Genomic DNA, 18,583 nt, shown 5'->3' on the forward strand with positions numbered 1-18,583 from the left:
AGGTTCATGCATACCTTCCTGCCGTGCAAGCCAATGGGGGCCCGGCCGTAACCGGACCCCCATTAGCCTTGGCGGCAAGTTAGATCAAGGACTACTTAGCCGTGATGTTGTAGTAGAGGATGCTGCCGTTCCAGCCGGTTTCGGCCTTCACGACGTTGTTGCTCCACACGATCGGACGTGCCTGGTCCCACAGGGGCAGGCCGGGCAGATCCTCGAACAGCACTTCCTGTGCCTGGTTGAACTTGGCGTTTGCATCCTCGGTGGATGTGGCAGCCAGGCCCTCCTTGAGGAGCTTGTCGAACTCGGGGTTCGTGTACTTCTCGTAGTTGGAGGAAGCGTTGGTGCCCCAGACCGGGCCGAGGAAGTTGTACAGCGACGGGTAGTCGCCCTGCCAGCCTGCACGGGTCAGGCCGGGGAGCTGCTGGGACTTGCGCAGGTTCAGGACTTCAGCGAACTTGGCGAAGGGCTGGATTTCAGCCTGGATGCCGAGGTTGTTCTTGAAGCCGTTGGCCACGGCGTCGATCCATTCCTTGTTGCCACCATCGGTGTTGGAAGCAATCTGGAGCGGCTTGGAGTCGTCGTACGGCTGGATCTTGTTGGCCTGCTCCCAGAGGTCCTTGGCCTTGGCGGCGTCGAACTTCAGGACTTCGCTGCCCTTGAGGTCTCCCTTGAACCCGTCGATGACCGGCGGAACAAAGGCCTTGGCCGGGGTGCGGGTGCCGTTGAAGACAACCTTGGCGATTTCCTCGCGGTTGATGGCGTAGGAGAGGGCCTCGCGGCGCAGCTTGCCGGCTTCACCCTGGAAATTCGGGTTGTACGGCGGGATGTTCAGCGTGGAGTTGGTGGCGACTGCCTTGGTGGCGTTACGGTCCTGGAAGTCCGTCTCATAGGTCTTCAGGGCGTTGGACGGCAGAACATCGGTGATGTCCAGGTTGTCCGACTGGAGATCCGTGTATGCGGGGCCCGGATCGGTATAGAACTTGAAGGTCACGCCGCCGTTCTTGGACTCGCGCGGGCCGCTGTAGTCAGCATTTTTGACGAGGGAAATCGACTGGTCGTGTACCCAGGCGCCTTCCTTCTCGAGCTTGTACGGGCCGTTACCCACCGGGTTCTCGCCGAAGGTCTTCGGGTCTGCCAGGGCAGCGGAAGGAAGCGGGAAGAAAGCGGAGTAGCCCAGGCGCAGCGACCAGTCTGCTTCAGGCTGGGCAAGCTTCACGGTGATCGTGGAGTCATCGGTTGCTGCCAGGCCGGACATGGTCTCGGCCGTCGGGGCAGGGGTGGTCTTGGTCTTGCCGTCGGCCGTCTTCTCGCTGTTGACCGCCGACACTTCTTCGTAGCCGGCGATGGACTCAAAGAAGAAGCCGTTGTTCTGCAGGTTCTTCGAGTTGGCTGCGAAGTTCCAGGAGTCTACGAACGTCTTGGCCGTGATGGCCTCGCCGTTGGTGAACTTCTGGCCCTGCTTGACCTTGATGGTCCAGTTCTGGGCGTCGGAGGAATCAATGGATTCTGCCAACGCGTTGACCGGCTTGCCGTCGGCGTCGTAGGTCCGCAGACCTTCGAAGAGGAGTTCGACGACGCGGCCGCCGTAGACCTCATTGGTGTTGGCCGGCAGCAGCGGGTTCTGTGGTTCGTTGCTGTAGGCCGTGATGACCTTGTTGGGATCACCGGCGGCGTCGCTGGACCCCTCCGTGGTGCCGCCTCCAGCGCCGCACCCGGTCAGGGCAAGCGCAGCGATTGCCACGATGCCCAGTGCTTTGGAAGTGCGCGTGAAACGCATTCCGCCTCCTATGAGTTGTGGGAGATAACGAGGGGAAATCTGGTGTTTCCCCGCAGGCCGGGGCACAGCTGTGAACTGTGACCTGTCCTACATGTACGAGTAGCCTAACCGCACGAAGTCCAGATACTGGTACTCCGTTGCCAAACCGTGACCGGGGCGTTTTAAACGCGTTAACCGGTTAACGGAAGTTGTGCAAGTCACATGCTACTCGGCGGTAGCGCCACGGCGAAATCGAAGCGTGGCCTGCATCACCCATTTGCCGGATGGGAATCAGTTCTTGGTCCCCTGCTGGGCAAGGCGCCAATCTGAGACGTTCCACCACACGCCGAGGGGTCCCGGGCTGGGTTTCACACCGGCCACCCGTGCGTTGAAGGCTATTGCTCCGACCGTCTGGTACAGCGGCAGTCCGTACGCCTTCTCCCAGACGCGCTTATCGATCCCCGCCAGCAGTTCGTCCTGTTTCCCGAGGTCAGTGGTGGTTGCCAGCTGCTCCATCGCCTTGTCGGCATCGCCGTCGGAGAATCCGTTGAAGTTGCTGCCCGCCCCGGTGCGGAAGATCTGGGGGATGCGGCCCACACCGGCGCCCGTTCCGATCCACCCCAGCAACGCGGCGTCGTACCCTGCGCCCCCAAGCGACTTTGCCCAGTCCGCGTTTCCCTGGCCGGCATCAACCACGCGGAAACCGGCCTGCTGCGCCGAATCGCGGATCAGGGTGAACGCCTTGGCCCGGTTGGGGTTGTCCCGGTTGTAAAGGATCCGGACCGTCGGTGTGGCGCCGTCCAGGAGTTCCTTGGCTGCCGTGATGTCAACCTTGGCGTAGTCGGCCGAGCCGTTGTTTTTCACGGTATCCGCGTACTTGGGCTGCCCGGGAAGGAAGACCTGCGAATCAAGCGGTTTGGCGTCCGCAACCAAGTCCCCCACCACCGCATCCACGATGGCCTGCCGGGGCACGGCCTTCAGGAAGGCCTTGCGCACGTCTTCGTCCGCGAAGGGCCCGGAGAAGTTGAGGTCGAGGTGGTCGTACCCCGACTGGCTGTACTGCTCCACCGTGTTTCCCTGGCCCGCCAGGCCGGCGAAGAGTTTTGCGGTGTCAGCAGAAGGCTGCGGCGAGATGATGTCCGCCTGCCCGCTGCGGAACGCATCAACAGCGGTGGGAAGGGCACCGGTGAACCGGACGTTGATCTCGTCAAGCCACGGCTCGGTCCCCCAGACGTAGTCGCGGTTCCGCACGAGCTTCATGGATACTTCCGGAACGATGTCCCGCACGATGTAGGGTCCGCTGGAAAGATACAGCGCGGGGTCGTCGGGAAGGGATTTCGTGTCGAATCCGTTGTTCCAGAAATCTCCCACTGTTTTTAACGCCGGATTTACTGCCGGCTTCCCGGGGTTTCCCTTGGGTGCGTCCTTGATCAGGTCAACGAGGTCCTCCTCGTCGCTCAGCCCGGCCTTGGCGGCGACCACGTGGGCCGGCAGGCCGACGTCGAACGCGGTCTGCCAGTCCGCGTACGGCGCGGCGTACTGCAGCGTGATGGACCGGCCGTCGTCGCCGAGCTCGGGGAACGCCGTGCCCGCGAGACCGCCGGCGGCTGACGCGGCCGAGAAGTACCTGGTGCCCGTCCCCGCCGCGGGATCCGCGTCGTCGAAGTAACCCGAACCCGCGGCCCAGCTCAGGAGGAGGTCGCCGGCGTCGATCGGCGCGCCGTCGGACCATTTGACGCCTTCGTTGACTGTGTACCGCACCTTGAGCGGATCATCGGAGACTTTTTCGTAGCGGCCAAACTTGTCGTTCCGGACCACCACGGATTTGTCGTCCAAGTAGTAGAAGCCGGAGTGCGTGGCTGAGCCGATCTTGGAGTTGATGTCCGTGTTGCCATCGGTGCTGAACGGGTTGAAGGAGGAAAAAGCGTTGACCTCAGCCACGGTGGCGCTGCCTCCGCGCTTGGCCTCGCCCACCACGACCGGCGCGCTGCCGCCGCCTGAGCAGCCTGAAAGGGCCATTGCGGCCACTGCCGCCGCGGTGATGTACTGCATCAGGCGCCTGACTGGCATGCCTTGAGCCTCCTTGTGTATTCCATCCCGGGGAAGGGGGCCTGGAGTCGCCAGGAACGCGCCCTACACAGTCAGGATACTTTGGTGTCGCCGGCTGGGCGGGGAGGAGGAACCCTACGCCCCGGGTTCGGGTGCTGGCCGCAGCAGCCGCGCGCCGCCGTCGTTCGGCCTAAGCATCGCCTCCGCGCGGCGCCGGTGGCCGTTCCGGGTGTCCGGATCCATCGAGTCCAGCAGGGAGACTGCCATCCTGGACCGGGAGTTGCGCTCAATGACAGGGCTGTGGTCATCGATGAAGGTCCAGTACAGGGCATCCCAGTCGGGAATCCACTCCCCCGGCGGCAGATCGGACATTTTCCGCAGGTAGTTGCTGCCCGAGATGTATGGCTTGGTGGTGATTCCGGCACCTGAGGCGAACTGGCTCATCGCGTACACATTGGGAACCATGACCCAGTCGTAGGCATCCACGTACATGGCCATGAACCATTCATAGACGTCGTGCGGGTGGATGCGCAGGAGGGACATGGCGTTGCCCAGGATCATCAGCCGTTCAATGTGGTGGCTGTACCCGGTGGCGAGCACCCGGGAAATCACCATATCCACAGGGGCCAGCCCGGTGGTGGCATCCCACCACCCGGCGCCCAGCTCATTCGTGTGGTTGAGCAGGTTTGCGCTGCGCATCTGCCGGCCGCGGAGACGGTAGGTAGCGCGCATGTACTCCCGCCATCCGATCAGCTGCCGCACGAAACCCTCGAGCGAAGCCAACGGCGTGTCCTGGCCGGCGCCGTCCAAAACTGCGTCCAGAACCTCACGGGGGTCCAACAGCCCGATATTGAGTGCCGGGGTGAGCAGCCCGTGGTTGATGAACGGGTGCACGGTGGAGATGGCGTCCTCGTAGGCACCAAATCCGGCAAGCCGCTCGCGGACGAACTCATCCAGATGCCGGCGGGCCTCCGCGGCTTCGGTGGGCCAGGCAAAGGAAGCAGGGTCCCCCGGGGCGTCCGGAAACTCCTCGGCTACCCAAGCGATGGCTGCCTCGACCTCGCTTGACCCGGCCTCGGGGATGGTATCCGGCCCGCCGCCGTCGTCCATCAGTGCGTCAATGTCGAACATCGCTTGCCCGGCGTCGTTTCCGCCGTTGAACCTGCTGACGGCAGCCGGGACATATCCGCGGGGAAGTTTCTTCCTGTTCTCGGCGTCAAAGGACCACTTGCCGCCCACGGGGCCTCCGCCGTCCACCAGCACGTTGAGCCGGCGGCGTTGCCACACGTAGAAGTCATGCATCCGGGCAGGATTGCCCGCGAACCACCCGTCGATCCGACGACGGTCCGTCAGGAAGTTGGGAGTCTCCAGGACGTCGCCGGCCGGCATCCGGTAGCCGCCGTCAGCGAGGCCGGCGAACAGGTCCTGCTCAAGCCAGTCGTCCACGACGTCGAACCAGGTCACCTGCCGCGGGCGGCTGCTGCGAATGAGCTGCCCCAGTTGGGTGCGCGACGTGCGGGAGGGGTGGCTGGCCAGGACGGCCACCTCATAGCCGTGGCTGCGGAGCCGCCGCGCAAAGCGTGCCATCGATGCCCGGTGCAGGACCAGCTTGTGGGAGTGGAAGGCGTACTGCCGGAACATGAGGTCGTGCTCGATCAGAACAAACACCGTGCCGTCAGCCGGCAGTTCAAGCTGCTGCCCGAAGAGCTGATGCGGCAGGACGAGGCGCAGGTGCTGGCCGGCTTGCATGCACCAACGATAGTTGGAATGCTCTCCGGACGTTGCCGAGCGGACACCGGCTCCGCTGTCGCAAACGGTAACCTGCACCTGCCCCGTCCACGAACGCCGGGCCAGGCGAGCATATTCTGGGGTCAACCACCCGACCCAAGCAAAGGAAGCCCATGCCAGATCAGAACCGTCCCCTGCGAAAGCTTGGCTTCCTCACCATCGGCCTTTTCGATCCGGCCAACCCGGCCGCAGGCCACGAATCCACTTTGCAGGTCATCGAACTGGGTGAGCGGCTCGGTTTCGACAGCGCGTGGCTGCGGCATCGCCACCTGCAGTTTGGCATTTCCTCGCCCGTGGCCGTCATGGCAGCGGCCAGCCAGCGTACGTCCCGGATCGAGCTCGGCACGGCCGTTACGCCGCTGGGCTGGGAGAATCCCCTGCGCCTGGCCGAGGACATCGCCACCACGGACCTGCTGGCCGGTGGCCGGATCAACCCCGGCCTCAGCGTGGGCGAACCGATGCACTGGGACACGGTAAAGCATGAGCTCTACCCGGATTCCGCCGAGGTGGAGGACTTCAGCTACACCCGCGTGGAGCGGTTCGCCCGGCTGGTTGCCGGTGAACCTGTCCGCGATTTCTTCGGCAAGCAGGGTGTGGTGGAGGAGTTCTCCAACCGCGTGGAACCGCATTCCCCCGGACTGCGCGATCGCCTCTGGTACGGCGCTGCCAGCCGGAAATCCGCGGTCTGGGCAGGCGAAAACGGCTTCAACCTGCTCTCCAGCAGCGTGATTTTCCCTGAAGCAGGAGAAGAACCCGACTTCGCCCGGATCCAGCAGTCCCAGATCCGCGCCTACCGGGACGCGGCCGCAGCGTCAGGACAGCCGCAGGCGCGGACCCGGGTATCGCAGGGATTGGTGGTCATTCCCACCGATTCGGCCTCCGCTGCACAGCGGGAGAAGTACCAGAAGTACGTCGACGAACGCACGCCCCGCACGGCCGCCCCGCAGGGGCCGAAGAGGATGCTGTTCGCCCGGGACCTCATCGGCACGAGTGAGCAAATCGCGGAGCAGCTGTACGCCCACGCGGGTTTCCAGGAAGTTGAAGAAGTGGCCTTCGCGCTCCCCTTCAGCTTCGAGCACGAAGACTACGTCCAGATCCTCACCGACATCGCCTCTTCATTGGGACCGGCGCTCGGCTGGTCCCCGGCCGGAGCTGAACGAGCTTAGAAGGCGGTGCTGGGCAGGTCCTTCTCGCCATCGGTGATTGCAGTGACAATCCGCGCTGCAACCAGGTCGGGATCCAGCGCCGCGCCGAATCGCGGCGCAGTCCCTGCGATCGGATGCTCAGACAGGGCGGTGCCGGTGTGGCCTGGACGCGCGTCCACGATTCTGATGCCCGCCCGGCGATACTCGCGGGCCGCTGCGACAACGAAGGCCGCGAGTCCAGCCTTCGACGCCGAATATGCCGCCAGGCCAGCGACGGGCGCTTCGGCCACAACGCCACTCAAGGTGACAACGAAGGGCTCCCGGCCCTCTCGTGCGGACACAGCGAGGTAGGGCTGGCTCTTGGTGATGAGGTGGATCGGACCGGTGGTGTTCACAGCGAAAAGTTCGTCCACTGTGGCGGGTTCAAGGTCTGACGCGGCGCCGAAGGCAACGACCCCTGACGCAACCACTAACCCGTCGATACGACCGTACTGCGCATTCGTGTCATCCAGCATCGCTTGGATGACGGAAGATACGCGCAGATCGTGCCCCTCTGACTTTGAGGACCTAACGACGATGGCGCCGTTGCTCTCCAGCAGGGCGGCGACGCGCGAACCGAGTCCGCCGCTGGCGCCGACTACCAGAACAACCGCTCCCTCAAGAGTCGTCATGGATAGATCCTAGGCCACGTGCCGCCGGTAGCAGAGCGCGCGTCGGTTCCCTGGGGCTGGACGGTTGCGGTACCACGCGGGCAAAGAAGCAGGCTTCACCCGCTCATCCGTGATGAAGCGCGCCAACAGGAACGGGCCCATCTGCGGAAGCAGATGGGCCCGTTCCGAAATCCTCTGGGACTAGACGTTGAAGCGGAATTCCACCACGTCGCCGTCGGCCATGACGTATTCCTTGCCTTCGATGCGGACCTTGCCGCGGGCCTTGGCCTCGGCCATGGATCCGGCCTCGACGAGGTCGTCGAAGGAGACTACCTCGGCCTTGATGAAGCCGCGCTGGAAGTCCGAGTGGATGACGCCGGCGGCCTGGGGTGCTGTGTCGCCCTGATGGATGGTCCAGGCGCGGGTCTCCTTGGGGCCGGCGGTCAGGTAGGTCTGCAGCCCCAGCGTGTGGAACCCGACGCGGGCCAGCTGGTCAAGTCCGGATTCCTCCTGGCCGTTCATCTCCAGCATTTCGCGGGCCTCTTCCTCGTCAAGTTCAACGAGGTCGGCTTCGAGCTTGGCGTCGAGGAAGACGGCGTCTGCCGGGGCAACCATGGCGCGCAGCTCGTCCTGCTTCTCCTGGCTGCCCAGGATTCCCTCGTCCGCGTTGAAGACGTAGATCACCGGTTTGGCGGTCAGAAGGCCGAGCTCCTTGAGGTGCTCCATCTCCAGCTTGTCGCTCTTGATCGAGGAGGTAATGGTGTCGCCGCGTTCGAGCACCGCCTGCGCTGCCTTGATGGCGGCGAGCTCGGCGGCTTCGCGCTTCTTGATCTTGACTTCTTTTTCGATCCGGGGAATGGCGTTCTCAATGGTCTGGAGGTCCGCCAGGATCAGCTCGGTGTTGATGATCTCCATGTCAGAGCGGGGATCGACCTTGCCGTCGACGTGGATGACGTCGGGGTCATCGAACACGCGGATAACCTGTGCGATGGCCTGGGCCTCGCGGATGTTGGCAAGGAACTTATTGCCCAGGCCTTCGCCCTCCGATGCGCCCTTCACAATCCCGGCGATGTCCACGAAGGACACCGGAGCAGGCAGCAGCCGCTGGGAACCGAAGATCTCGGCCAGCTTCGCGAGCCGCGGATCCGGCAGGTTCACGACGCCGACGTTCGGTTCGATAGTGGCGAACGGGTAGTTCGCCGCCAGGACCTGGTTGCGGGTCAGCGCGTTGAAGAGGGTTGATTTGCCGACGTTGGGCAGTCCGACGATGCCAATAGTAAGAGCCACGAGCACTGATTCTACCCGCAGCGTCCCGCCTGGCCGTACCGGCGGATGTCACTCCCGTGGATTGTCAGTGCCCCGTGCAACAGTGAACCCATGGATGGATTTGCCTTGATTCTTGCCCTCTTCATGCTGCTTGCCGGTGCCTTGGCCGGTGCGGCCGCCACCTACTTTGTGCTGCGGAAGAACACCAACGGCGTTGAAGCTGACTTTGACGCCGTGTCCGCCCGGCTGTCTGAGGTCAGCGCACAGTTCGCAGCGGCCGACGCCGAACGCCGGCTTTTGGCGGCACAGAACCGCGAGCTGGGTGAGGCCAGGTCGCAGGACGGCAGCGTGCTGCGCGCCCTTGCCCCGGTGGCGGAGAAGCTCACGGCAGTCCAGCAGCAGGTGGCGCTGCTGGAACGGGACCGCGTGGAACAGTACGGCCAGCTTGCCCAGCAGCTCCAGGAAGCGCGCCTCTCCGATGAACAGCTGATGCGCTCCACGCATGCCCTGGAATCGGCCCTCAGGTCCAACAGCGCAAGGGGCCAGTGGGGTGAAGTCCAACTGCGGCGGGTGGTGGAGGCTGCCGGCATGCTCCGCCACGTTGATTTCGTGGAGCAGGTCCACAGCGCGGGCGGAGACTCCGCAGTCCGTCCCGACCTTGTGGTCCAGCTTCCGGGCGATAAGATCCTGGTGGTGGATGCCAAGGTCCCGTTGTCCGCCTACCTTGAGGCACAGGAGATGGGCGCTTCCGCGGCACACTTCATGCAGCATGCCGAGGCACGGCAGGCACCCCAGTCGGTCTCCGACCGCCGTTCACAGCAGGCGCTCCTGGCTGCCCACGCAAAGGCGCTGAGGGCCCACGTGGATGCGCTGGGCAACAAGAGGTACTGGGACATTCCGGGGAACTCCCCCGAATTGGTGGTCTGTTTCATCCCTGCGGAATCGATTCTTGCGGCTGCCCTTGAAGCCGATGCGTCGCTCCTGGACCATGCGCTGTCCAAGAACGTCGTCCTGGCCTCTCCCGGGACCCTGCTCGCCGTGCTGAAGTCGGTGGCGTTCACGTGGCGGCAGGACGTCCTGACCGACAATGCGCGGGAACTGTTTGATCTCGCCCGGCAGCTCTACGACCGGATGGGAACCCTGGGCGAGAATGTCACGAAGCTGGGGTCGTCGCTGAAGACGTCCGTCGACCGCTATAACTCCCTGGTGGGGACGCTGGAGGCCCGGGTGCTGCCCACGGCCCGCAAGCTGAACACCCTGGACGAAGCTGGCCTGGCCTCCCCGGCGCCCGTGGAGGTCACACCCCGCGCACTTTCAGCCCCCGAGCTCCAGCAGGACGGGGCCGCCGCGTAGGACGCCGGACGTCAGTCGCGCGGCCGGCGTCCGCCGAGGGCGCGGCTGACGTCGCCGGCTTCCTTCAGGGTGGCGCGGAGTTCCTTGGGCAGCGAAAACAGGAGGTCTTCCTCTGCGGTGACCACTTCTTCCACGCTTCCGTAGCCGTAGTCAGCGAGCAGCCGGAGCACATCCTGGACCAGCACTTCGGGAACGGAGGCCCCCGAGGTCACGCCGACAGTCGCCACGCCTTCAAACCATGCTTCGTCCACCTGGTTGGCGAAGTCCACGCGGTAGGACGCCTTGGCGCCGTATTCCAGGGCCACTTCCACAAGCCGCACGGAGTTCGAGGAGTTTGCGGACCCCACCACGATCACCAGGTCCGCCTGGGGAGAAATCTTTTTGATGGCCACCTGCCGGTTGGTGGTGGCGTAGCAGATGTCGTCGCTGGGCGGGTCCTGCAGGGTGGGAAACCGCGCCTTCAGCAGCCGGACCGTTTCCATGGTTTCGTCGACGCTGAGGGTGGTCTGTGAAAGCCAAATGACCTTTTCCGGGTCACGCACGGTGACCTTGTCCACCTCGTGGGGGCCGTTGATGATCTGGATGTGGTCCGGCGCTTCGCCTGCTGTTCCTTCCACTTCCTCGTGGCCGTCGTGGCCGATCAGGAGAATGTCGAAATCGTCCTTGGCGAACCGGACGGCCTCCTTGTGCACCTTCGTCACCAGGGGGCAGGTGGCGTCGATGGTGCGCAGTCCGCGCTGGCCTGCAGATTCGACGACGGCAGGTGAAACTCCGTGCGCGGAGAAGATGACCAGGGCACCTTCGGGAACCTCGTCCGTCTCGTCAACGAACACAGCACCCTTCTCTTCGAGGGAGCTGACCACATGGACGTTGTGCACGATCTGCTTGCGGACGTAGACGGGGGGACCGTAGTGCTCCAGTGCCTTCTCGACGGCGATCACGGCCCGGTCCACTCCCGCGCAGTAGCCTCGGGGAGCCGCGAGCAGCACTTTCTTGGCCCCGGTGACGGGCGCTGCAGCTGCTACTTCCTCGGGCGAGCGGCGCCTACGCGGGACGGTTGGCATCGAGAGGGAAACAGCTGTGGAGGTCATCTCTCCATGCTACCGGGTTGCCCGGGGCCGCCTTCGCGATACGGCTCCGCCCACGAGCGCCAGCACCAGCAGCACCCCACCGGCAACGGCCGTGCCCAGGGTCCAGCCCCCGAAATTGGATGCCGCAGCGGGAACGAACCCGTCACGGAAAAGGTTTGCCACATCATTGCCCGTGTCGGTTGCAAGGGCCCTGGCCGTTCCGGCATCCGTGGCCAGCTTCCACGCACCGGCCATCAGCAGCGCACCGATGCCGGCAGCAGCCGCCACTGTCCAGCGGCGGCGGGCCGCCACCAGCGCGAGGAGGAAGGCGACACCTGAACCGATGGCCAGGAGGTACCCCATGGGCGCGTAGGTAGCGAGGCGTTCCACCCACTCCCGGTGTTCCGGCTGGCCGGTGTTGATCAGCGTCTCCTGCGGTGCATCGAGGGGAATCCCGCTGGTCCTGGAAATTTCCTCCACCCCGAGGGCCACCAGCGGCGCGACGTCGAGCGTCAGGGATGATGTTTGCCCGGCGGCGCCTGCATCTCCGGCCGTGGAGGCGAAACTCAGGCGGTGGCTCTTGCGCAGCGTCTCGTCCCACGCCGCGGGATACCCGGGAAGCCCGGTCAGTGTTGTTGCCGCGTTCTCCAGGACCGGCTGCACCAGGTCGTTCAGGAATCCGGGAACGGCGCTGGTGTCGATGGTCCCGACGGCGGCCGTCGCCAGTTGCTGCCGGAATTCGGGATCCTGCCCCATGGGTGCCGCAAGGCTCACGAAACCGTCTTCGCCGACGATGTTGCGGTCCAGCCAGATGGCAGGAACCGCCACGGCGGCCAGGAGGATGCCCAGCACGGTAGCCAGGGCGGAAACGAATGTGCGCACAGCAGGTCCTTCAGGTTGATGGCGGTAACCCCATCCTAGGCAGGTAACCTGACCGGGCACTGTCAGTCCCGCGTGCTAGTGCTTATGGATAAGGTTGAAGAACCGGTACCCAGCTTTCTTCAGACGCAGCTTTTTCTGACCCAGCTTTTTCTGACGCAGCATTTCCTGACAGCCTGATTGTCACAGCCACCAAAGGACCCCATGCCCGCAGTTCCAGTCCCGCAGGGGCACCCGCATGTCTGAACAGTCTCCCCTGCCGGACACCGCGCCGAGCACCCTGCCGGCTACGGCCGCTGAAACCACGCCTGAGAACCCGTGGCCCCTGCAGTTGCTCTCGCAAAAGCTGAAAGTCCACATCGACCGCACTCCGTCTGCCTGGGTGGAGGGACAGGTTATCGAGATGAACCGCCGGGGAGGCAACGCCTACCTGACCCTGCGTGACGTCGATGCCGAGGTGTCGCTGCCGGCGTCTGTGTGGACCAAGGTCCTGGAACGCAAGAATCTTCCCTTGGAGCGCGGATCACGGGTGGTGGCCCTGCTCAAACCCGAGTTTTGGTTGAAGACCGGCCGGTTGAACATGCAGGTCCGGGATATCCGCCCCGTCGGCCTGGGGGACCTGCTCGCTCGCATCGAACGGCTCCGCCAGGCCCTCGCAGCTGAGGGCCTGTTCGCTGATTCGAGGAAGAGGCCCCTCCCCCTGCTGCCGCACCGCATCGGCCTCATCACCGGCAGGGACTCGGACGCCAAGAAAGACGTGGTGCGCAACGCCGCGCTGCGCTGGCCGGCCGTCGAATTTGAGATCCGCGAAGTGGCGGTCCAGGGCACCAGCGCCGTTTCGCAGGTGGTGCGCGCCCTCCGGGAACTGGACGGTCTCCCGGAAGTCGACGTCATTGTCATCGCCCGGGGCGGCGGGGCGCTGGAGGACCTGCTGCCGTTCAACAGCGAAGAGCTGGTGCGGGCTGTGGCGGCGGCAACGACGCCCGTAGTGAGCGCGATCGGGCATGAAGCCGACCGGCCGCTGCTCGACGACGTCGCCGACCTTCGTGCGTCCACTCCCACGGATGCCGCCAAGCGGATCGTTCCGGAGGTCTCCGAGGAGCTGGCCGGTGTCCGGCAGGCCCGGGAACAGCTGCGCCGCTGCATCGAACGGCTGGTGGACCGGGAATCGGACCGGCTGGCCTCCCTCCATTCCCGTCCTGTCCTGGCGTCACCGGAAGGCCTGGTCACTGTCCGCAGCGAGGAAATCGAACGGCTGCTTCGGCGATCGTCCACGGCCGTGAACTCCACGGTGGTCCGTGCCGGTGACCGGCTGGAGCATCTCAGGACCCAGGTACGTGCCTTGTCCCCCCAGAAAACGCTGGACCGAGGGTACGCGGTGGTGGAGCTCGCCGGGCCGCGCGCGGGATCGTCTGGCTCCGGCCACGCAGTGGTGCGGCGCCCGGCCGATGCCCCCGCCGGGCAGCCCCTGGCCATCCGCGTCGCCGAAGGCCGCTTCGGCGCCACGTCCACCGGCACCGGCAGCCCTGAAGAAAATCCACCAGCACCTGACAAGCACCATCCGGATACGGGAGAAACAACATGACCGAGCAGACGCCGGACACCGGCACCGCCGCACTGAGCTACGAGGAAGCACGCGAACAGCTCATCGCCGTCGTAGGCCGTCTTGAGGCCGGCGGCGCCAGCCTCGAGGAGTCCCTGGCCCTGTGGGAACGCGGCGAGGCCCTGGCGGCGCGCTGCGAGGAATGGCTGGAGGGCGCCCGCAAACGGCTCGCCGCTGCCCGGGACCAGCCGCTTTAGGCTCCAAAAACTCCCGGCGGAAGTCGCCTCAGGAACGAACCACCAGCTCGCGTTCCATCGCGACATCAAACTCTGCCTTCGGCCAATCCAGGTTCAACCCGCTCATAGCGCCCAGCAGCAGCTGCTGGACCGCTATCCGGGCGTACCACTTCTTGTTCGCCGGCACCACGTGCCAGGGAGCGTCCGGTGTGCCCGTCGCATCGATGGCTGCCTGGTAGGCCGCCATGTAGTCTTCCCAGAACGCCCGCTCCTCCAGGTCTCCCCTGTTGTACTTCCAGTGCTTTGAGGGGTCGTCCAGCCTGGCCAGCAGCCGGGACTTCTGCTCCTCCGCGCTGATGTGGAGCATGACCTTCACCACGGTGGTCCCCGAGTCCGTCAGCCTGGCCTCGAATTCGTTGATGGCCACGTAGCGGCGTTTGATTTCATCCGGGGTGGCCCAGCGGTGTACCCGGTGGATCAGCACGTCTTCATAGTGCGAACGGTCAAAAACCCCCACCATGCCGACGGCCGGCACTTCCTTCTCGATGCGCCAGAGAAAGTCGTAGGACTTCTCCTCGTCCGTGGGTGCCTTGAATGCCTTGAACTGGACACCCTGCGGGTCCATGGCCGCCATGACGTGGTTGACGATCCCGCCCTTACCGGCAGTGTCCATGGCCTGGAGGATCAGCAGGACCCTCTTGCGGCTCCCGAAGCGGGAGGCTGCGAAGAGCTTTTCCTGGAGTTCGGTGAGCGTGCTGTCCATTCCGGCCAGAAGCGCCCGGCCGTCTTCCTTCGTTCCGGCGTAGCCGGGGGTGGAATCGGGGTCGACATCGGCAAGGACGAACCCCTTTCCTGCCCGAAGCGTCTCGGACGGATGCTCATCGAATGTCTCGGGGCCGGCCATGGGTTTCCTTTCGCGCTGTGCTCGCGGGCGCTGAGCCCGTGAGCACAGGCTAGTTCCCCTGGTACCTGCTGAGGAAGTCCCCCATTCGGCCGACTGCTTCTTCGATGTCCTTGACGTTGGGCAGGGTGACCATCCGGAAGTGGTCCGGGCGCACCCAGTTGAAAGCGCGGCCATGCGATACCAGGATCTTCTGCTCACGCAGGAGGTCCAGGACGAACTTCTCGTCGTCGCGGATGTGGTAGACCTCGGGGTCCAGCCGCGGGAACAGGTACAGGGCTCCTTTGGCCTGCTGGGTGCTGACACCGGGAATGGCGTTGAGCATCTCATAGGCCTTGTTGCGCTGTTCGAGCAGCCGGCCGCCGGGAAGGATGAGGTCGTTGATGCTCTGGTAGCCGCCCAGAGCCGTCTGGATGGCGTGCTGGGCGGGAACATTGGCGCACAGGCGCATGTTGGCCAGCAGGCTGATGCCCTCGAGGTAGTCCGCGGCGTCCTTCTTCGGCCCGGAGATTGCCATCCAGCCTGCCCGGTACCCGCACACCCGGTAGGCCTTGGACAGTCCACTGAAGGTCAGGCAGAGGACGTCGTCGCCGGTCAGACCGGCCATGTTCACGTGGACGGCGTCCTCGTAGAGGATCTTTTCGTAGATCTCATCCGCGAAGAGCACCAGGCCGTGTTTTTCGGCCAGGGCAACGATCCGCTTCAGCGTCTCTTCCGGGTAGACGGCACCGGTGGGGTTGTTGGGGTTGATCACCACGATGCCCTTGGTACGGGGCGTGATCTTCGCTTCCATGTCCTCAAGGTCGGGCTGCCAGCCGGATTCCTCGTCGCAGAGGTAGTGCACGGGCTTTCCGCCGGCAAGGGCCACGGACGCTGTCCACAGCGGGTAGTCCGGGGTGGGGATGAGGACTTCGTCACCGGAATCCAGGAGGGCCATCAGCGACATGGTGATCAGTTCGCTGACGCCGTTTCCCAGGTAGATGTCGTCCACGTGGATGTTCTGGATCCCGCGGGTCTGGTAGTACTGCGAGACGGCGGTGCGTGCCGAGAAGATGCCGCGGGAATCGCTGTAGCCCTGCGCGTGCGGGAGGTGGCGGATCATGTCCACCAGGATGGCGTCGGGGGCCTCGAAGCCGAACGGGGCGGGATTGCCGATGTTCAGTTTGAGGATGCGGTGGCCTTCCGCTTCCATTTGCTGGGCGGCCTGCAGGATGGGTCCACGGATGTCGTAAAGGACGTTGTTGAGCTTCGTGGACTGCCTGAATTCTGCCATTCCTCAAATATGCCACAGGAAGGATGGACAGCCGCTGAGACCTCGCCCACGGTAATGATGGTAAAGGTCCTGAACCGGCGTGACTCGTCGCCCACCTGAGGCGTGAAAACGCTGTCTTTCTCATGATTTGTCCACCGGTTCAGGATCAGCATCAAGCCCGTTGAGCCAGGCGGACATGACCTAATAGGAGCCTGAACCACATAGTCCCATTACCGTGCTGTCTGCCGGCCTGGCCAACGTGCAACACACAAAGACCAGGAAGAACAGGGCCGTCGCCATATTGACCGAGGAACTCTCCCAAATCATTGTCGGCGTGGACACCCACGCCGACACCCACCACGTCGCCGTAGTCACCGAATACGGCAAGCCCATCGCTGATCAAAAGTTCGCAGCAACAGCCGCCGGCTACAGCCAACTCCTTCACTTCATCACCAGCCACGGAACGGTCAGCGCCGTAGGAGTCGAAGGGACAGGTTCCTACGGGGCCGAACTATCCCGCGTACTGGCCAAGGAAGAACTAAAGGTCTTCGAAGTTAACCGGCCAAACCGTCAACAGCGCAGAATCCGGGGAAAGTCAGATCCACTGGACGCCTACCAGGCAGCCCAATCAGTACTTGCCGAACGAGGCATCTCGACCCCCAAAACCAAAGACGGACCAGTGGAATGCCTCCGCATCCTTCGGACAGCACGGACCTCGGCAATGAAGTCGCGCACCATCGCCATCAACCAAATCCGGAGCCTGCTCGTCTCCGCACCGGAAACAATCCGATCAAAGTACCGCGGCCTCCCCACAACGGCGATGATCACCGCCCTTGCCCGTTCACGGCCCTCCGGGCACACCTCAGACACCGGATACATCACCGCGTTGACATTGAAAACCCTGGCGTTGCGATACCAAGATCTTCGATCCGAAATCGCATCTACCGATGAGCTCCTGCAAGAAATCCTCGACTCATACGCACCACTGCTGACCGAACTGACAGGCGTAGGCGTCGAAGTCGCCACCCAACTCCTGGTCACCGTCGGAGACAACCCCGAACGGATCAACAACGAAGCACAATTCGCAGCCCTCACCGGCACCGCACCCGTGCCCGCATCATCAGGCAAAACCCACCGCCACAGACTCAGCAAAGGCGGAGACCGCCAAGCCAACAGCGCACTCCACCACGTTGTTCTCTCCCGCATGCAGTCAGACCACCGAACCCAGGAGTACGTCGCTAAACGGATGGCTGACGGCAAGAGCAAACGGGAAACCATGCGCTGCCTCAAACGCTACGTCGCACGGGACATCTACCGCCAGATATTCAGCCCCATCGCAGCACCTGACATCACCGACCTCCGCCGCCTCAGGCAGCAGCTCGGCGTCACGTTGCAGCAAGCCGGCGAACAACTCAACCAGTGGCCCTCCAACCTCTCCCGCATAGAACGAGGGATCGCCAGAAACGATCACGTCGCCCAAACGTACCGACAATGGCTCACCCAACAGCACCTGTCCACAACCGGGGACGATTCCCACGGGTTATCCACCGCTACCACCGCCGAGGGAGCTACCCCACGGCTCCCCAAAAAACCAGCCGTGGACAACCCGAATTGACCCCAGCCATGGACAGCCCAGTGTCGCCTCAGCGCGGCATATCACCGCAAAAGCGACATGACGCTGAAACGCGGACCGCAGGTTTCCCCTTGCCAAGGGCCCTCCAATATTTCCCTGCTGGAACGCGGCCTCCTCCGCGATGACGCCCTCGCCGCGACATACCGCATATGGTTGACCGATCAGCCTGCCAGCGGAGATGCTGCGATTCAGGCCTCCTTTGATAGTGCCGCTGCGTTATGCTCCGATGGACAGCGCTCCAGTCCGGGGCGCCTCCGGGGGAAGGGCGACGGATGGACACTTTTGGCTCTGCATTCATCGGTGATCTGGTAGGAACCGGATGAAAGAACTGAACGAGGTCTGGCCGATTTTTGCCCTGGTTCTCACCACCCCCAGGCTGATCCTGCGGCCCATCACCGATGCTGACATTCCTGCCGCCGTTGAGGCAGCCCGAAGCGGAATCTACGAGCCAGGCATGAATCCGTTCAGTTCCGATTGGGCGGAACTACCTAGAACCAAGCTCGGAGCATCCCTGGCACAACGGTTCTGGCGTGCACGGGCCGAAGTTACACCAGCGTCATGGAAACTACTGTTGGGAGTCTGGCAGGACGGAGACTTCGTGGGATGCCAAAATCTTGGCGCCCGTGATTTTGCTGCGCTAAAGACAGTCAAAACGGCGTCGTGGCTTATGCGATCACGTCAGGGCAAGGGACTGGGCAAAGAAATGCGCGCAGCTGCAGCCTGCTACGCATTCGACTGGATGCATGCAGAGGTATCAGAGTCAGAAGCGATGTCCTGGAACGCAGCATCTTTGGGGGTATCTCATTCCTTGGGATACGAACTCAACGGCGTCGAACGGGTGAGCTGGGACGCGAGAAGGGAGGAAATACAAAGGACCCGCCTGACACCCGGCACTTTCAAACGCCCCGACTGGACACTCCAAGTGACCGGCCACGCCGCTGTTGCTGATTTTCTCGACATCTCGCTATGAAGAACCGCCGCGGCCGAACCGGAAGCCTGCTGGATCTAATCGAGCCGCACCAACTCGTGCACCATGGAGTCCATTCAAAGACCTGAGCGAGA

15 protein-coding genes are annotated in these 18,583 nt (G+C 63.9%); 6 read left to right on the forward strand and 9 right to left on the reverse strand.

Annotation, left to right across the window (positions count from 1 at the left end; genetic code table 11):
- Nucleotides 1–91: 91 nt before the first annotated feature.
- The 3 genes from ACP3TD_RS13825 to ACP3TD_RS13835 form a co-directional block, all read right to left on the reverse strand.
- Nucleotides 92–1,777, reverse strand: a complete 1,686-nt coding sequence (locus tag ACP3TD_RS13825) for a peptide ABC transporter substrate-binding protein (RefSeq protein ID WP_426763610.1) — start codon at nucleotides 1,775–1,777, stop codon at nucleotides 92–94.
- A gap of 270 nt (nucleotides 1,778–2,047) precedes the next feature.
- The gene (locus ACP3TD_RS13830) at nucleotides 2,048–3,826 is read right to left on the reverse strand and encodes an ABC transporter family substrate-binding protein (RefSeq protein WP_426763611.1); all 1,779 of its coding nucleotides are present in this window, start codon (nucleotides 3,824–3,826) and stop codon (nucleotides 2,048–2,050) included.
- Between the two features lie 114 nt (nucleotides 3,827–3,940).
- Complete coding sequence (locus ACP3TD_RS13835; RefSeq protein WP_426763613.1) at nucleotides 3,941–5,554, reverse strand: cryptochrome/photolyase family protein; 1,614 nt, start codon at nucleotides 5,552–5,554, stop codon at nucleotides 3,941–3,943.
- Between the two features lie 152 nt (nucleotides 5,555–5,706).
- On the opposite strand from ACP3TD_RS13835, the gene ACP3TD_RS13840 reads away from it, so the two are divergent.
- Nucleotides 5,707–6,759 carry an LLM class flavin-dependent oxidoreductase gene (locus ACP3TD_RS13840; RefSeq protein ID WP_426763614.1) on the forward strand — a complete coding sequence of 351 codons (1,053 nt, stop codon included), beginning with the start codon at nucleotides 5,707–5,709 and terminating at the stop codon, nucleotides 6,757–6,759.
- Here the strand turns inward: ACP3TD_RS13840 and ACP3TD_RS13845 are convergent.
- Nucleotides 6,756–7,409: an SDR family NAD(P)-dependent oxidoreductase gene (locus ACP3TD_RS13845; protein ID WP_426763615.1), complete on the reverse strand. Its 654-nt coding sequence runs from the start codon at nucleotides 7,407–7,409 to the stop codon at nucleotides 6,756–6,758. The genes ACP3TD_RS13840 and ACP3TD_RS13845 overlap by 4 nt on opposite strands.
- A gap of 180 nt (nucleotides 7,410–7,589) precedes the next feature.
- Nucleotides 7,590–8,675: a redox-regulated ATPase YchF gene (ychF, locus tag ACP3TD_RS13850; protein ID WP_426763616.1), complete on the reverse strand. Its 1,086-nt coding sequence runs from the start codon at nucleotides 8,673–8,675 to the stop codon at nucleotides 7,590–7,592.
- Between the two features lie 90 nt (nucleotides 8,676–8,765).
- On the opposite strand from ychF, the gene ACP3TD_RS13855 reads away from it, so the two are divergent.
- Entirely contained in the window at nucleotides 8,766–10,007 is a 1,242-nt protein-coding gene (locus ACP3TD_RS13855) for a DNA recombination protein RmuC (RefSeq protein WP_426763618.1), read from the forward strand.
- A gap of 11 nt (nucleotides 10,008–10,018) precedes the next feature.
- Here the strand turns inward: ACP3TD_RS13855 and ACP3TD_RS13860 are convergent, their stop codons facing one another.
- Together ACP3TD_RS13860 and ACP3TD_RS13865 are read right to left on the reverse strand one after the other, a co-directional pair.
- Nucleotides 10,019–11,098: a 4-hydroxy-3-methylbut-2-enyl diphosphate reductase gene (locus ACP3TD_RS13860; protein WP_377202829.1), complete on the reverse strand. Its 1,080-nt coding sequence runs from the start codon at nucleotides 11,096–11,098 to the stop codon at nucleotides 10,019–10,021.
- 9 nt (nucleotides 11,099–11,107) lie between these two features.
- The gene (locus ACP3TD_RS13865; protein ID WP_426763619.1) at nucleotides 11,108–11,959 is read right to left on the reverse strand and encodes a hypothetical protein; all 852 of its coding nucleotides are present in this window, start codon (nucleotides 11,957–11,959) and stop codon (nucleotides 11,108–11,110) included.
- Between the two features lie 235 nt (nucleotides 11,960–12,194).
- On the opposite strand from ACP3TD_RS13865, the gene xseA reads away from it, so the two are divergent.
- Both xseA and ACP3TD_RS13875 read left to right on the forward strand, forming a co-directional pair.
- Complete coding sequence (gene xseA, locus ACP3TD_RS13870) at nucleotides 12,195–13,541, forward strand: exodeoxyribonuclease VII large subunit (protein WP_426763620.1); 1,347 nt, start codon at nucleotides 12,195–12,197, stop codon at nucleotides 13,539–13,541.
- Nucleotides 13,538–13,756 (forward strand): exodeoxyribonuclease VII small subunit, encoded by a 219-nt coding sequence (locus ACP3TD_RS13875; RefSeq protein ID WP_426763621.1) that lies wholly within the window; start codon nucleotides 13,538–13,540, stop codon nucleotides 13,754–13,756. Before xseA ends, ACP3TD_RS13875 begins: the two co-directional genes overlap by 4 nt.
- A gap of 28 nt (nucleotides 13,757–13,784) precedes the next feature.
- Here ACP3TD_RS13875 and ACP3TD_RS13880 read toward each other — a convergent pair whose 3' ends face one another.
- Complete coding sequence (locus tag ACP3TD_RS13880; RefSeq protein ID WP_426763623.1) at nucleotides 13,785–14,639, reverse strand: polyphosphate kinase 2 family protein; 855 nt, start codon at nucleotides 14,637–14,639, stop codon at nucleotides 13,785–13,787.
- A 49-nt stretch (nucleotides 14,640–14,688) separates the two neighbouring features.
- Nucleotides 14,689–15,909, reverse strand: a complete 1,221-nt coding sequence (locus ACP3TD_RS13885; protein ID WP_015937728.1) for a pyridoxal phosphate-dependent aminotransferase — start codon at nucleotides 15,907–15,909, stop codon at nucleotides 14,689–14,691.
- A gap of 238 nt (nucleotides 15,910–16,147) precedes the next feature.
- On the opposite strand from ACP3TD_RS13885, the gene ACP3TD_RS13890 reads away from it, so the two are divergent.
- Nucleotides 16,148–17,503, forward strand: coding sequence for an IS110 family transposase (locus ACP3TD_RS13890; protein ID WP_426763624.1), 1,356 nt, complete (start codon nucleotides 16,148–16,150; stop codon nucleotides 17,501–17,503).
- 337 nt (nucleotides 17,504–17,840) lie between these two features.
- Nucleotides 17,841–18,491, forward strand: a complete 651-nt coding sequence (locus tag ACP3TD_RS13895) for a GNAT family N-acetyltransferase (protein WP_426763625.1) — start codon at nucleotides 17,841–17,843, stop codon at nucleotides 18,489–18,491.
- Nucleotides 18,492–18,583 lie beyond the last annotated feature (92 nt).

This window comes from Pseudarthrobacter sp. 1G09 (assembly GCF_050038305.1).
Taxonomy (GTDB): domain Bacteria; phylum Actinomycetota; class Actinomycetes; order Actinomycetales; family Micrococcaceae; genus Arthrobacter; species Arthrobacter equi.